The 13,917-nt window shown below is 68.8% G+C and carries 14 protein-coding genes and 1 pseudogene; 9 read left to right on the forward strand and 6 right to left on the reverse strand.

The features are described from left to right. The first annotated feature begins 521 nt into the window (after positions 1-521). From ACFV6V_RS10270 to ACFV6V_RS10280, 3 genes are read left to right on the forward strand one after another with little or no spacing between them, the layout of a single operon-like run. Positions 522-950, forward strand: a complete 429-nt coding sequence (locus tag ACFV6V_RS10270) for a hypothetical protein (protein WP_385561900.1) — start codon at positions 522-524, stop codon at positions 948-950. Further along, complete coding sequence (locus tag ACFV6V_RS10275) at positions 944-1,177, forward strand: helix-turn-helix transcriptional regulator (protein ID WP_385561903.1); 234 nt, start codon at positions 944-946, stop codon at positions 1,175-1,177. Before ACFV6V_RS10270 ends, ACFV6V_RS10275 begins: the two co-directional genes overlap by 7 nt. After that, on the forward strand, positions 1,174-2,166 hold the full coding sequence (locus ACFV6V_RS10280; RefSeq protein ID WP_385561905.1) for an NAD(P)-dependent alcohol dehydrogenase: 993 nt from the start codon (positions 1,174-1,176) through the stop codon (positions 2,164-2,166). The genes ACFV6V_RS10275 and ACFV6V_RS10280 overlap by 4 nt, the downstream gene beginning before the upstream one ends. A gap of 4 nt (positions 2,167-2,170) precedes the next feature. On the opposite strand, the gene ACFV6V_RS10285 is transcribed toward ACFV6V_RS10280, so the two are convergent. Then, entirely contained in the window at positions 2,171-3,637 is a 1,467-nt protein-coding gene (locus ACFV6V_RS10285) for an FG-GAP-like repeat-containing protein (protein WP_385561908.1), read from the reverse strand. A 115-nt stretch (positions 3,638-3,752) separates the two neighbouring features. After that, entirely contained in the window at positions 3,753-5,216 is a 1,464-nt protein-coding gene (locus ACFV6V_RS10290) for an FG-GAP repeat domain-containing protein (RefSeq protein ID WP_385561911.1), read from the reverse strand. A gap of 462 nt (positions 5,217-5,678) precedes the next feature. Between ACFV6V_RS10290 and ACFV6V_RS10295 the strand changes: the two genes are divergently transcribed. The 5 genes from ACFV6V_RS10295 to ACFV6V_RS10315 all read left to right on the forward strand — a co-directional run bounded on the left by ACFV6V_RS10295 (position 5,679) and on the right by ACFV6V_RS10315 (position 11,052). After that, on the forward strand, positions 5,679-6,878 hold the full coding sequence (locus tag ACFV6V_RS10295; RefSeq protein WP_385561914.1) for a DUF6777 domain-containing protein: 1,200 nt from the start codon (positions 5,679-5,681) through the stop codon (positions 6,876-6,878). A gap of 44 nt (positions 6,879-6,922) precedes the next feature. Then, positions 6,923-7,384: a helix-turn-helix transcriptional regulator gene (locus ACFV6V_RS10300; RefSeq protein WP_361280862.1), complete on the forward strand. Its 462-nt coding sequence runs from the start codon at positions 6,923-6,925 to the stop codon at positions 7,382-7,384. A 5-nt stretch (positions 7,385-7,389) separates the two neighbouring features. Then, on the forward strand, positions 7,390-7,800 hold the full coding sequence (locus ACFV6V_RS10305; protein WP_385561917.1) for a VOC family protein: 411 nt from the start codon (positions 7,390-7,392) through the stop codon (positions 7,798-7,800). A gap of 137 nt (positions 7,801-7,937) precedes the next feature. Then, the gene (locus ACFV6V_RS10310) at positions 7,938-10,319 is read left to right on the forward strand and encodes an ATP-binding cassette domain-containing protein (protein ID WP_385561919.1); all 2,382 of its coding nucleotides are present in this window, start codon (positions 7,938-7,940) and stop codon (positions 10,317-10,319) included. Between the two features lie 157 nt (positions 10,320-10,476). Next, positions 10,477-11,052, forward strand: a complete 576-nt coding sequence (locus tag ACFV6V_RS10315) for a GNAT family N-acetyltransferase (RefSeq protein WP_385561922.1) — start codon at positions 10,477-10,479, stop codon at positions 11,050-11,052. Positions 11,053-11,181: 129 nt separating this feature from the next. On the opposite strand, the pseudogene ACFV6V_RS10320 reads toward ACFV6V_RS10315, so the two are convergent. Then, positions 11,182-11,538, reverse strand: a pseudogene (locus ACFV6V_RS10320) (AAA family ATPase); the annotation flags it as partial. A 358-nt stretch (positions 11,539-11,896) separates the two neighbouring features. Between ACFV6V_RS10320 and ACFV6V_RS10325 the strand changes: the two are divergent. After that, complete coding sequence (locus ACFV6V_RS10325; RefSeq protein ID WP_385561925.1) at positions 11,897-12,682, forward strand: calcium-binding protein; 786 nt, start codon at positions 11,897-11,899, stop codon at positions 12,680-12,682. Positions 12,683-12,950: 268 nt separating this feature from the next. Here ACFV6V_RS10325 and ACFV6V_RS10330 read toward each other — a convergent pair whose 3' ends face one another. The 3 genes from ACFV6V_RS10330 to ACFV6V_RS10340 are packed head-to-tail and all read right to left on the reverse strand — an operon-like array spanning position 12,951 to position 13,871. Then, positions 12,951-13,376 (reverse strand): PIN domain-containing protein, encoded by a 426-nt coding sequence (locus tag ACFV6V_RS10330; protein ID WP_385561927.1) that lies wholly within the window; start codon positions 13,374-13,376, stop codon positions 12,951-12,953. Further along, the gene (locus tag ACFV6V_RS10335) at positions 13,373-13,654 is read right to left on the reverse strand and encodes a CopG family transcriptional regulator (RefSeq protein ID WP_385561930.1); all 282 of its coding nucleotides are present in this window, start codon (positions 13,652-13,654) and stop codon (positions 13,373-13,375) included. The genes ACFV6V_RS10330 and ACFV6V_RS10335 overlap by 4 nt, the downstream gene beginning before the upstream one ends. Positions 13,655-13,685: 31 nt before the next feature. Next, positions 13,686-13,871 (reverse strand): hypothetical protein, encoded by a 186-nt coding sequence (locus ACFV6V_RS10340; protein ID WP_385561933.1) that lies wholly within the window; start codon positions 13,869-13,871, stop codon positions 13,686-13,688. Between the last annotated feature and the right edge of the window lie 46 nt (positions 13,872-13,917).

Genomic DNA, 13,917 nt, shown 5'->3' on the forward strand with positions numbered 1-13,917 from the left:
TGCGGTCGCCATTGTTAGAAGCGCCGCCAGCGCAGGGCAACGAGTGCTTGTACTACCCCGGCTCGTAGGGTTCGACGGCTCTTGCCAGGGGCGTACGGGCGTGCTGGCCCGCGGGGAGAGGCTCCTGCGAGAACCTGTCGCCCCGTCAGAATCACCCGTGCGGCCGCCAAACGGGCGAAAGCGCCGAGTCTGCCGATTGTGATCGAAGACGGCGCGAGACGGGTGCGGGTCAAGACGGACAAATGTCCTTATGTCGTCCCTACGCCATCTACTACCGGTCGTCCTAGTGCGGTGGGTCTGCGTGAGTGATGTCACGTGACAGGCCGGAAGTGAGGCGGGTGGGGCGGGAACCGGACGTGGTGCGGCGACGTCCGGGGCTGCTCCGGCGGCGTTGCTCGTGCGAAGTGAGGCTGTGGTGCGACTCTCGGTGCAATGTAAAGAATCCTTGACTTGATGTCCGCTTCCTCTTACCTTCCTGATGTCAGGTTTCTTTGACATCGGCTCCATGGGAGGACACAGGAATGGCCATCGAGGAGAAACGCGCCTGGATCCTGGGGGTGGTCGCGATCGCCGCGTACGCCGTCTACCTGGCCCTGATCATGGGGCGCGCGGAGCACACACCTCTCGCCGACGTGGAGTACGTGCCGGCATTGCTGTGGACCGTCGGCGGCTCGATCGTCGCCTCGATCGCACTCAGCATCGGGGCGGCGCTCGTCTCGCCGCGGGAGGCCCGTACGAAGGACCAGCGTGACCGGGAGATCCACCGGTTCGGCGAGTACACCGGACAGTCGTTCCTGGTGCTCGGTGCCGTCGCGGCGCTCGTCCTGGCGATGGCCGAGGTGGACCAGTTCTGGATCGCGAACACGATCTACCTGGCCTTCGTGCTGTCGGCGGTGCTTGGCTCCATGGCGAAGATCGCCGCCTACCGACGGGGCTTCCAGCCGTGGTGAAACCGACTCGTGTCACCAACTCGATCCGTGCCCTGCGCTTCGCCCACGGCGAGATGACGCAGGTGGAGCTCGCCGAACGGATCGGAGTGACCCGCCAGACCCTCATCGCGATCGAGAAAGGACGCTACTCGCCCTCACTCGAGCTGGCTTTCCAGATCGCCGGGGTGTTCGGCGTGCCGCTCGACGAGGTGTTCCAGTACCCCGACAGTGCAGGAGAGGCACCATGAAAGCCATCGTTCAGGACGTGTACGGCTCCTGCGACGTGCTGGAGATCAGAGACATCGAGAAACCCGCCACGCCGTCGGCCGGGGAAAGAGACGTGCTCATACGGGTACGTGCCGCCGCCGTCGACGCGGGCGTCTGGCATCTGATGCGGGGACGGCCCTACCTGGTGCGCCTCATGGGCTACGGCCTGCGCGCACCCAGGGAGCGGGTCAGGGGCCGGGAGGTCGCGGGCATGGTCGAGGCCGTGGGCGGCGAGGTGACCCGGTTCCGTCCCGGCGACGAGGTGTTCGGCTTCTGCGAGGCTTCCTTCGCCGAGTACGCGCGGGGGCCCGAGGACCGGTTCCTGGCGAAGCCCGCGAACCTCGGGATCGAGGAGTCGGCGGCCATCCCCATCTCCGGGGTCACGGCACTCCAGGCCGTACGCGACGTGGGTCGGGTGCGGCCGGGGCAGCAGGTGCTGGTGATCGGCGCGGCGGGTGGCGTGGGGACGTACGCGGTGCAGATCGCGAAGGCGTACGGGGCGGTCGTCACCGGTGTGTGCAGCACCGGCAAGACGGAACTGGTGCGGTCGATCGGCGCGGACGAGGTCATCGACTACACCCGCGAGGACTTCGCCGGCGGGCGCCGCTACGACCTGATCGTGGACACCGCTGGCCACCGGTCGCTGACCCGGCTGCGCCGCGCCCTCGCTCCCCGCGGGACTCTCGTCATCGTCGGCAGCGAGGGCCGTGGCCGCTGGCTCGGTGGTACGGACCGCGCGCTGCGGGCGGTCCTGCTGTCGCCCTTCACCGGCCGACGGCTGCGCGGGCTGATCGCAGCCGAGCGGCTGGAGGACCTGGAGGTCCTGCGCGACCTCGTCGAGGCGGGAAAGGTGCGTCCGGTCGTCGACCGGACGCACCCGCTGAGCGAGGTCCCCGAGGTGATCCGCTCCCTGGAGCAGGGCAATGCACGAGGCAAAGCCGTGATCACCGTGAGCCGCGATACCGCGTGAGGTGTCAGCCGGAGATGCGGTAGCCGAAGTTGCCGCCGACGGCCGGACCGCCGAGGGCGGTCAGGTCGAAGCTGGTGGCACCGGCGCCGGTGACGCCGGCACCGGTCTGGAGCTTCCAGACCCGGCCCTTGAAGCCGTCCTCGCCGTTACCGCCCACGTACAGTTCGGCGCTTCCGTTCTTGTCGGTGTCGGTCAGGGCCAGCGCGGCACCGAAGTAGTCGTTGTTCTCCGAGGTGCTGGGGATGCCCGCGGCGTTCTGGGTGAACGAGGCGGCGCCGCTGGTGGTGAGCCCGGACGCGCTGCCGCGCAGCACGGTGATCGCGCCCGACTTCGCGGTGGTGGCCGGGTCGGATCCGGTCTCGTAGGACGCACCGATGACGACGTCGTCGTAGCCGTCGTTGTCGGTGTCGCCGACGGCCACCGCCGAGCCGAACTGGTCGCCGGCCTCGTCGATGCCGGGGACGCCGCTGCTGGACTGGGTGTACGAACGGCCGTTGGCGAGGCCGTCTGGGCTGCCGTAGGCCACGTAGATCTTGTTCTGCTCCGGGTAGGCCGTGACCAGGTCCTGGCGGCCGTCCTTGTTCAGGTCGCCGAAGGCCGAGCGGGTGTCGGTGAAGAGCTGGTACGGCCCGTTGAACGCCGAACCCTTGACCAGGCCCTTGGCGGAGCCCTTCAGCACGACTCCGCTGGTCGCTCCGCTCCCGAGCGGCACACCGCCACTGACGACGACGTCGTCGATGCCGTCGCCCGTCGTGTCCCCGACGTAGAGTTCGGAGGTGCCGACCTTGTCCAGCTCATCGGTGTCCCGGGTCCACACACCCGCCGGCTTGCCCGTCGTCCTGTTGATCGGGCCGAGCAGCACGCTGGGGCCGTATCCCAGTCCGTGGTTGCTGCGGCTGACGAAGTCGTCGACACCGTCGCCGTTGACGTCGCCCACCCCGAAGCCGCCGCCGAGCAGCTTCGGGTCACTGGCGGTGTAGCTGCCGGTGGGCATGGCCGTCGCGGTGCCGGTGATGCCGTCCTTGCCGCCCCAGAGCACCATGTTCTTCTCGACCCAGCGGACGACCAGGTCGTCGTACCCGTCGCCGTCCAGGTCGCCGTGGCCCCTCACCTCGCGCCACCGCTCGTCCTCGACGGGGTCACCGGGGACCCCGGGAGTGGCCTTGCTGATCACCGAGGCGGTCTCGTACCGCAGACCGGTGGGGGAACCGTAGGCGATGGTGACGACACCGGCGCGCTTGACGGCGCCCGCGGGCGCGGTGTGCGCGCCGATGGCGAGGTCCGGGTAGCCGTCGCCGTTGAAGTCGGCCGTGCCGTCCGCCGCGGCTGCGGCCTTGTCGCCGACCGGGGCGGCGGGCTTGGCCGTGGCCTTCGGCGAGGAGCCCGCCGCGGTGGCGGCGGGTGCCAGGGCGGTGATGCCGAGGACGGTTGCCGCGCAGGCGGCGGCAGCGGTGAGCGCCTTGTAGCGCATCTGATCCCCCAGTTCTGAGGTGGTGCGTCGTGCAGTTCAGAGGTGGTGCAGTTCAGCGGTGGTGCGGTGCAGGGACGGTGCGTCGTGCGTGGGTGGATGCGGTGGGTGAAACGGCTCAGCCGTTCATGTACGCCCCGTACCAGGCGCGGCCCTTGGGCATGCCGAACGCGGTGCCGTTGAAGCTCACCGAGCCACTGCCCGTGACTCCTGCTGGGCTGCCCGGCAGAATCCAGGCCCGGCCGGTGAACCCGTCCTCGCCACGTCCTCCGGCCACCAGCTCGGACCTGCCGTCGCCGTTGGTGTCGACCAGCCGGATGGCACTGCCGAAGTGGTCGTTGTTCTCCGAGGCACTGGGCACGCCCGCGGTGTTCTGGGTGATCACCTCGGCGCCCTCGGTGGTCACCCCGCTCGCGCTGCCGCGCAGGATCGTCACCGCACCGGCGAGGGAGGTCTTGGCAGGGTCGGTTCCGGTCTCGTTGAGCGCGGTCACGGCGAGGTCCCCGTAACCGTCCCCGTCGGTGTCGCCTATGGACACGTCGTAGCCCCACCAGTCGTTCTTCTCGGCGATACCCGGCACACCCGCGGTCGCCTGACTGTACTTCCTGGGCTTGAGCGTGGTGCTCAGCCCCTTCGGGCCGCCGTAGGTCACGTTGATCCAGCCACCCGTACGCGACTGCGTGTAGCCGTCCTTGTGCATGTTGGCGACGACGTCCTGGTAGCCGTCGCCGTTGAGGTCGCCGAGGGTCTGCTCGTACCCCCATGTGATCTCGCTGGACTTGGTGAGCCCACCGGAGTCGCCGGTCGTGCCGGACGTGCCCAGGTACACGAACGACCTGTAAGGACCGGGCGAGGGGTTGCTCATGTCCTGGCCGGACCCGATGAGATCCGTCCTGCCGTCGTGGTTGACGTCACCGGCGGACACGTCCTGCGTCCTGAACTTGTCCTTGCCCCAGGTGCTGCGGAAGGCGGTCGAGGCGAAGGAGCCCTTGGCGCGGTTGAACGGGCCGTACATGATCGCGATGCCACCGCTGGTGTGGAACTGGTGCGCGGGGACGGCGATGTCGGTGTGGCCGTCCCCGTTGAAGTCGCCGGTGTCGCCGCTGGCGGTCCACAGGACGAGGTTGCCGAGGTCACTCACCTTCGTGCCGCTGGTCAGACCTGCCGCACTGCCCCACAGCACCGTGAACCCGGCGTCGGAGCCGGGAGCCATGATCAGATCGGCGTAGCCGTCCGAGTCGATGTCCCCGCTGGTGAGGATCCCCCGACCGAAGCGCTCGTCGGCGACGGGCTCCCCTGGGATGTTCTCGCCCGCCCTGCTGATCACGGTGCCCTTCGCGGGGTCCAGACCGCTCTCCGAGCCATACACCGCGGTGATGCAGCCCGCCCGCTCGGCGCCGTTGACCGTGGCCTCGGGGGCGCTGATCACGACATCGGGGCGGCCGTCGCCGTTGAAGTCGTCCTTGAGCGTGGTGAGCGGGGCGGTGGCGCCGTCCGGGGCCGCCGCGGCCGGAGTCATGCCGACGGTGGAGATGACCGTCGCGGCGCACAGGACAGCGGCTGCGGTGGAGCGCAGATGCACGTGGTAGCCCCTCATTGACACGGAGAAAGGCGCCGGGAAGGCGACCGGTGATCCAGACTCGGGCGAGGTGCGAAGGGTTGTACGAAGATCGGATTTCTTGTCGGTCGAGGTCTGTCAAGCCCCGAGATGCCGGGGAGTGACTCGGCTCTGGAGCAGGCGCTTAATGGAAGGGAGACCACCCGGGATCACCGGGAAAGGGAGAGAGCCATGAGTTCCCAGCCGCCCCCATCGGAACGCCCCACCGGACCGCCTTCAGGGCCCCTGTCCGGCTGGTCGGCGAGTGAACCGGGAAAGCCGGTTCCGGAGCCGAACCGCGAGTCCGCGCCGGGTGCGTCGCCTTCCTCGGGTGTGCCGGTCCCGTCGCCTCCGTCCGGCACGTCGCCTCCGTCTGGCACGTCGGCTTCGTCTGGCACGTCGGCCCCGCTGGCCCGGCGGCTCCGGCTCCGGAGCCGGAGCGCCCTGGTGAACCTGGGCGCCGTGCTGGCCCTTGTGGCGGCGGTGATCGTCGCCTTCGTTCTGCAAGGCGGTGGCAGCAGTGGCGGCGGCACTGGGGGCAAGTCCAAGGGAGAGATCTTCCTCGAGACCACCTCCGCGTCCGGGACGGACCCCTTCACCCCGTCGACGGCGTCCCACCCCGAAAAGGCCGATGAGGCTGTGGAGCCCGTGGCCCCGCCCGCCAACACCACCAGCGTGGTCAACGGTGCGCACCCGGGGTTGTACGGGGGCACGAAGAACGCCGCGAGCTGCGATGTCGAGAAGCAGATCACGTATCTCACGCGTGAACCGGACCGGGGGAAGGCGTTCTCCGGTGTGCTGGGCATCCGCCAGCCCGAGATCCCCTCCTACCTGCGGTCGCTCACCCCGGTCCGGCTGGGCTGGGACACCCGGGTCACCAACCACGGCTACGCGAACAAGGCCGCCTCCAGCTACCAGGCCACTCTCCAGGCCGGTACGGCCGTCCTGATCGACAGCCGCGGAGTACCCCGCGTCCGCTGTGCCAGCGGCAATCCGCTCACACCTCCGGTGACCGTCAAGGGCACGAAGACGTACACCGGACAGAAGTGGGCCGCGTTCCGGCCGGCCGCTCTGGTCGTGGTCAAGCCCGCCGAGAAGCCGATGAAGACCGTCACGCTCTTCGACCGCGAGCGCAAGGAATGGCTGGCACGGCCGAGTGGGGACCAGTCGGCCGGTGAGGACCGCGAGATACCCACCCCGAAGGGTCAGCCTCCGGGAGAGTCGCCGCCCGTCCTGAAGGACGAGCAGTCCCCGGAGGAGCAGCACAAGGAGCAGCCCGGCAAGACGCCTGAGACATCCGAGACGCCTGATACTCCCGGGACACACGAGCCTCCCGAGCAGAAGCCCGAGGAGCAGCCCAAGGACAACCCCGAGCTGAACCCCGAGCAGCAGAAGGAACCCCAGTCGCCGCCCGAGCAGCAGGAAGAACCGCAGTCGCCCGAGCCGCAGTCTCCGGAACCGCAGTCTCCGGAACCGCAGGCTCCTGAACCGAAGTCCCCCGAAGAGCAGCAGGAGCAGCCGCAGGAGCCCCAGCAGCAGCCGCAGCAACCGAAGCACGAGGACCAGCTGCCGCAGCTTCCGCAACTGCCCCGGCTCCCCTACTACCCGCCCGGCTCCTCGGAACAGCCGCAGTCGCTTCCGTTCTGAACCATTCGCTGCGCATCGGGACGCGAGATGGCACGATCGCACAGGTGACCAGTAGACCCACTCCCGCGCAGCAGCGCCTGAAGGACCTCGCGCTGCTGCGCCGGGTCCGCGACCGGATGGACCGGGAGTACGCGCAGCCGCTGGACGTCGAGGCGCTGGCGCGCGGTGTGAACATGTCGGCCGGGCACCTCAGCCGCCAGTTCCGGCTCGCGTACGGCGAGTCGCCCTACGGCTACCTCATGACACGGCGTATCGAGCGGGCGATGGCGCTGCTGCGCCGCGGGGACCTCAGTGTCACCGAGGTCTGCTTCGCGGTCGGCTGTTCCTCGCTCGGCACCTTCAGCAGCCGCTTCACCGAACTGGTCGGCGTGCCGCCCAGTGTCTACCGGCGCCAGGCGGCGCTCGCGACGGCCGGAGTGGCGGGGATTCCGTCCTGCGTGGCGAAACAGGTGACGAGACCGGTCAGGAATCGAGAAGCGCCCTCCCCGGCCCCGCGCCTAGCGTGAGCTCCATGGACATCACCATTCACGCGAGCTTCCTTCCCCATGACGACGCGGACGCCGCTCTGGGCTTCTACCGCGACATCCTCGGTTTCGAGGTCCGCAAGGACGTCGGATTCGGCGGAATGCGCTGGATCACCGTCGGCCCCGCCGGCCAGCCCGGCACCTCCATCGTCCTGACGCCCCCGGCCGCCGACCCCGGCATCACCGACGAAGAGCGCCGTACAGTCGTCGAGATGATGGCCAAGGGCACCTACGCGGGCATCCTCCTGGCCACCGCCGACCTCGACGGCACCTTCGCACGGCTGGCGGCCAGTGACGCCGAGGTCGTACAGGAGCCGACCGACCAGCCGTACGGCATCCGGGACTGCGCCGTGCGCGACCCCGCGGGCAACATGGTCCGCATCCAGGAACTGCCCTGAGCCGTTCCGCCGGACAACCGACGGCCGGACAACCGACGGCCGGACAACCGGGCCGCTGAATCCGATTGCGGGACACCGGGCCGCTGGACCACCGAACCGCTGAACCGGATCGCCGGACAAATGGAGAGACAGAGACGATGAGCAAGGCCCCCGAGGCGGACGCCCTGCACGCCGCCGACAGCCACGACATGATCCGTGTGCACGGCGCACGCGAGAACAACCTCAAGGACGTCAGCATCGAGATCCCGAAGCGCCGTCTGACGGTGTTCACCGGGGTCTCCGGTTCGGGCAAGAGCTCGCTGGTGTTCGACACGATCGCCGCGGAGTCGCAGCGGCTGATCAACGAGACGTACAGCGCCTTCGTGCAGGGCTTCATGCCGACGCTGGCGCGGCCCGAGGTGGACGTACTCGACGGGCTGACGACCGCGATCACCGTCGACCAGCAGCGGCTGGGCGCCGACCCGCGTTCCACGGTCGGCACCGTCACCGACGCCAACGCGATGCTGCGCATCCTCTTCAGCCGGCTGGGCCAGCCGCACATCGGCCCGCCCAGCGCCTACTCCTTCAACGTCGCCTCGGTCCGGGCGACCGGCGCGATCACCGTTGAGCGCGGCGCGAAGACCAAGGCGGAGAAGGCGACGTTCAACCGCACGGGCGGGATGTGCACGTGCTGCGAGGGCCGGGGCAAGGTCTCCGACATCGACCTCACCCAGCTCTACGACGACTCCAAGTCGATCGCCGAAGGCGCGTTCACCATCCCCGGCTGGAAGTCGGACAACGTGTGGACGGTCGGGATCTACGCAGAGTCGGGGTTCCTCGACCCGAACAAGCCGATCCGCAGCTACACCAAGAGGGAGATGCACGACTTCCTCTACCGTGAGCCGACCAAGGTGAAGGTCAACGGGGTCAACCTCACGTACGAGGGCTTGATCCCGAAGATCCAGAAGTCGTTCCTGTCCAAGGACAAGGAGGCGATGCAGCCGCACATCCGGGCGTTCGTGGAGCGGGCCGTCACCTTCACCACCTGCCCCGAGTGCGAGGGCACCCGGCTCACCGAGGGCGCCCGCGCGTCGAAGGTCGCCGGCATCAGCATCGCCGACGCCTGCGCGATGGAGATCAGGGACCTGGCCGAATGGGTACGCGGCCTCGCTGATCCCTCGGTCGCCCCGCTGCTCACGGCGCTGAGCGGAACCCTCGACTCGTTCGTGGAGATCGGCCTCGGCTATCTGTCGCTGGACCGGCCGTCGGGCACGCTGTCGGGCGGCGAGGCGCAGCGCGTCAAGATGATCCGCCACCTCGGCTCCTCGCTCACGGACGTCACGTACGTCTTCGACGAGCCCACCACGGGCCTGCACCCGCACGACATCCAGCGGATGAACAAGCTGCTGCTGCGGCTGCGGGACAAGGGCAACACGGTGCTCGTCGTGGAGCACAAGCCCGAGGTCATCGCGATCGCGGACCATGTCGTCGACCTCGGCCCCGGCGCCGGTACGGCGGGTGGCACCGTCTGCTTCGAAGGCACCGTGGCGGGGCTGCGGGCCGGCGACAGCATCACCGGACGCCATCTCGACGACCGGGCGGCCCTCAAGGAGACGGTCCGCAAGTCCACCGCGGCGCTGGAGATCCGGGGCGCGACGGCGAACAACCTCCAGGGTGTCGACGTCGACATCCCGCTCGGGGTGCTGACCGTGATCACGGGTGTGGCGGGCTCGGGCAAGAGCTCACTCGTGCATGGCTCGGTTCCCGCCGACGGGGGTGTGGTGTCGGTCGACCAGACCCCGATCCGCGGTTCACGACGGAGCAACCCGGCGACGTACACCGGCCTGCTGGAGCCGATCCGCAAGGCGTTCGCCAAGACCAACGGGGTGAAGCCGGCACTGTTCAGCGCCAATTCGGAGGGCGCCTGCCCGACCTGCAACGGCGCCGGCGTCATCTACACCGACCTGGCGATGATGGCCGGGGTCGCCACGACCTGCGAGGACTGCGAGGGGAAGCGGTTCCAGCCCTCGGTGCTGGAGTACCACCTCGGCGGCCGTGACATCAGCGAGGTGCTCGCGATGTCCGTGACGGACGCCGAGCGGTTCTTCGGCGACGGCGAGGCGCGTACCCCCGCCGCGCACAAGATCCTCGAACGGCTCGCGGACGTCGGGCTCGGCTATCTCAGCCTGGGCCAGCCGCTGACCACGCTGTCCGGCGGCGAGCGGCAGCGGCTCAAGCTGGCCACGCACATGGGCGACAAGGGCGGTGTCTACATCCTCGACGAGCCGACCACCGGACTGCACCTCGCGGATGTCGAGCAGCTGCTCGGCCTGCTCGACCGGCTGGTCGACTCGGGCAAGTCGGTGATCGTCATCGAGCACCACCAGGCGGTCATGGCCCACGCGGACTGGATCATCGACCTGGGTCCCGGCGCAGGCCACGACGGCGGCCGGATCGTCTTCGAGGGCCCCCCGTCCGACCTGGTCGCGGCCCGCTCCACCCTCACGGGCGAGCACTTGGCGGACTACGTCGGCGCGTAGGCCCGGGCCACCGGTCTCCCGGCGTGGTCAACCCCGGCCGCTGGACGGATCCAGCGGCCGGGGTACCCGGTTCCCCGGCTAAATACAGGTGTCAGGCCGCCTGCGTCAGCTGATGATGGGTGTCCATCCTGTTTGCTACCGGGGAAGTTGGATGCACATGTATCTGCCCGTGACCTCTCAGCCGGTCATGACGGAGCGGTTGGCCCTTCGCCTGTTCACGGCGGATGACATCGACGACATGTACGCGTACCAAGGGCTGCCCGGGGTGGCCAGGTACCTCTATCGACCGCCGCGTGACCGCGCGCGCTGCGCCGAGATGATCGAACGTGTCGGGCAGGGCACTTACTGGAAGGAGGACGGGGACAACCTCACGCTGGCGGTCTGCCGTCGCGAAGTCCCCGGGGTGATAGGCGAGGTCCAGGTGACCTTGTCGAGCGCCTCCGCCAGGCAGGCCGAGATCGGTTGGGTCTTCCACCCCGCCCACGGCGGCCGTGGTTACGCCACGGAGGCCGCGCTCGCACTGCGCGACCTGGCCTTTCGGGAGCTGTCCGTGCACCGCTTGTACGCTCGCCTCGACGCGGAGAACACGGCGTCGGAGCGGATCTGCGAGCGGCTGTCGATGCGTCGTGAGGCGCACCTGATCGAGAACGACCGCAATGACTGGGGCTGGGGCAGCGAGTACGTCTACGCCATCCTCGCCCGGGAGGCCGGCGCCGTGGGGACGGACCGGTAGCAGGCAAGCGCGGTCCCGGCGCCGCCCTTCGGCGCCGGGGTGCCGAGCCGGAGCCGGAGCCGGGTCAGATCGTCCTTCTTCCCCACACCGCCCCGGCTCTTCGTAAGGGCCCCGGCTGTCGGGAGCCCCGACGACCACGCTCGGGCGGTCGTCGGGCAGGATCTCCGCAAGGAGCCTCAATGCCGCATTCCACTGCTCCGGGGTCTCCTCCGAGAACAGCTCCCGTTCCGGGAGGGTGGATCTCGCCACGGCGTCGAGCAACTCCGTCAGTTCGTTCTCCGCCGTGCCGCCCGCCGCGGTGAAGAAGAGGTGGGGCGTTTCGGAGCGCCGGAGGAATTCTTCGACGAGGCTGGATTTGCCGACCCGCCTCCGTCCGCGGATGGGGAGGCACTGGCCGGGCTTCGCTGACCCGACGGCGTGGTGAACCGCCTCCAAGGCGGTGCCGAGCGTGTTCAGCTCGCGCTCCCGCCCGATGAAACGACGCATGGGAAGCCTATCGCCGAGGATGGGATCGACGGTGTTTCGCCCCGAGGTCCGGGGTGGTGATCGCCATGGGCTGCGGAGACGCCTGCCCTACTTCCCGGCAAGCGCTACCCGGACGGGAAGCGGGGACGACCCCGCCGGGCGGGGCGTGGGTGCCCGCCCCACCCATCCGGCCACTGGCCACCCGACCGGCCGTGCGGGTGGCGACCGATGGAGTGTTTGTGGTGCCTGGTCCGTCGCTGTGACCTGCGCAAAGAGCTTGTGGGCGGGAGCCGTCCCGCTGGGTTCCGGAGCGGGCTGGGCGAGAGTATGACTTTCTGTGAGGGACGGTTACCCACCTTGCCCAGGAGACAGGCGAGCCATGGTCCAGCCCCGCCTCTATGACCACGACCGGCCGATGGCGGCTCCAACTGATCGTTCCCTCCGGAACCGCGCCAGCGCCCGACTGCTGCCCGCGCTCGTCGCTCTCGTCGTCGGAGGACTGTTCGTCTTCTCCGCTTCCACAACGGCCGCCGTACGAGGAACACCGAGGCAGGCCATGGGTTCGACCCCGGCCACGTCAACCGGCTCGAGCGTGTCGAAGACGTCGGCCGGCGCGACCTGCGAGGACGCCAGACCCACCAAGGTCGGCACCGAGAGGAACGACCTCATCTTCGGAACCCCCGGCAATGACGTCATCTTCGCCCTCGGAGGCAATGACACGGTCTACGGATTCGGTGGGAGCGACCTCATCTGCGGTGGCTCGGGCAACGACACCCTCAACGGTGACAGGGACAACGATCAGCTCTTCGGGGGCTCGGGCGACGATCAGCTCTCGGGCGGCCCGGACAATGACGAACTCAATGGCGAATCGGGCAACGACGGGCTCGACGGTGAAACAGGCAACGACGAGCTTTACGGTGGCCCGGGCAACGATCACCTCTCCGGTTTCCTGGGCAACGACGCCCTCTTCGGTGGAAGGGGCAACGACGACCTCCTCGGGGGAAGGGGCAACGACGACCTCTTCGGTGACGCGGGTAACGACCAGCTCTTCGGGGAAGCCGACGATGACGCCCTGGACGGCGGCACAGGCACGAACCGCAACAACGGCGGATCCGGAACCAACACCTGCGTCGACCCGAGCGAGGGCCCCGGCTGCAACAACTGAGCCGGCCATTCCCGGACCCGACCACCACGGTACGGAGGCGCTGTGCCCCTCACTGCACCGTGGCCACCACGGACGGCCGCACGCCCGAGGCGGCCCGGAAGATCGAAAGAGCGATCCCGGGAGTTCCTGAAACAGTCCTTGTGGACGATGACCAGGACAACGAGGGCTGAGATACGACGAAGGCCCCACCGCGAACGGTGGGGTCCTTCGACATCGTACGGCGCTGGACGGGGGTGAATGAGACCAAAACTGAGACCAGGGCGCCGGGTCATACCTTCTTGACGACGATCGACTCCGCAACCAGCTTCTCCAGGTCGTCCACGTCCGAGGTGAAGACGGTGACCTGTCCCTTCTGTTGGCGTGCGATGACGGCGAGCATCGCGTCGATCGCGTACTTGTGGCCGTGCAGCTTGGCGTCGGCCAGCAGGCGGCGGGCCTGGCGTGCCTCGTCCGTTCCGAGGTCGGCGACCTTGAGTCGGGAGAGCACCCAGTCCCAGCGCTGCTCGGTGGTTCTGCCGTCGTACGCCTCGACCAGCGTCATCGGGGACGTCACCACCTCGGCTTCACCCCGGGCCGCCAGATCGAGCCAGGCGATCATCTTCCTGTCGCCGCGCACAGCCAGGGACAGGGCTTCGCAGTCGAGTACGAAGACGCGCAGTGGTCGCTGTCCGCGCTCACCGGCCCGCTTCTTCACGCGGCTTCGCCGGCGCCGTGCTGTCCGGTGGCGCGGCGGTGCTCGTGCTCGGCGTCGAGATCCTCCAGTTCCTTGAAGGATGTGGTGCGCTCTTCTTCGGTGAGTGGGCCATGTTCCTCTTGCAGCCAGTCGGCCAGTTCCCGCAGCCGGTCCCGGTCGCGCTTGAAGCGCAGGGCCTCGGCGACGTACGCGGACAGGCCCCGCTCTGCCGCCTCGGCACGGATCTCGTCCAGGAGATCCTCGGGAATCGTCACCGTTACCTTCTTGGTCGCCGCCATACAAGAGACCATACTCCTGGTATTGGACCCCTTACCAGTGCGTGCCGGGAGTGGTGGCACGGTCCGACAGCTCGTCTTTCATGGTGCCGTGATGCTCAGGAGCCGCGCGTTCGGCCTCGTCCGGTGTGAAACGGTCGGGGGCGAATTCCGTGGCGGACCGAAGTCCGAGCCACTCCAGCATGGCGTGGGTGCTCCTCATGCGGACGTCGGATCTCATGCGACACCTCCGCATCCAGGACGTCCGGGTCCGCCATGACGACTTC

It is taken from the genome of Streptomyces sp. NPDC059828 (assembly GCF_042731955.1).
Lineage (GTDB): Bacteria > Actinomycetota > Actinomycetes > Streptomycetales > Streptomycetaceae > Streptomyces.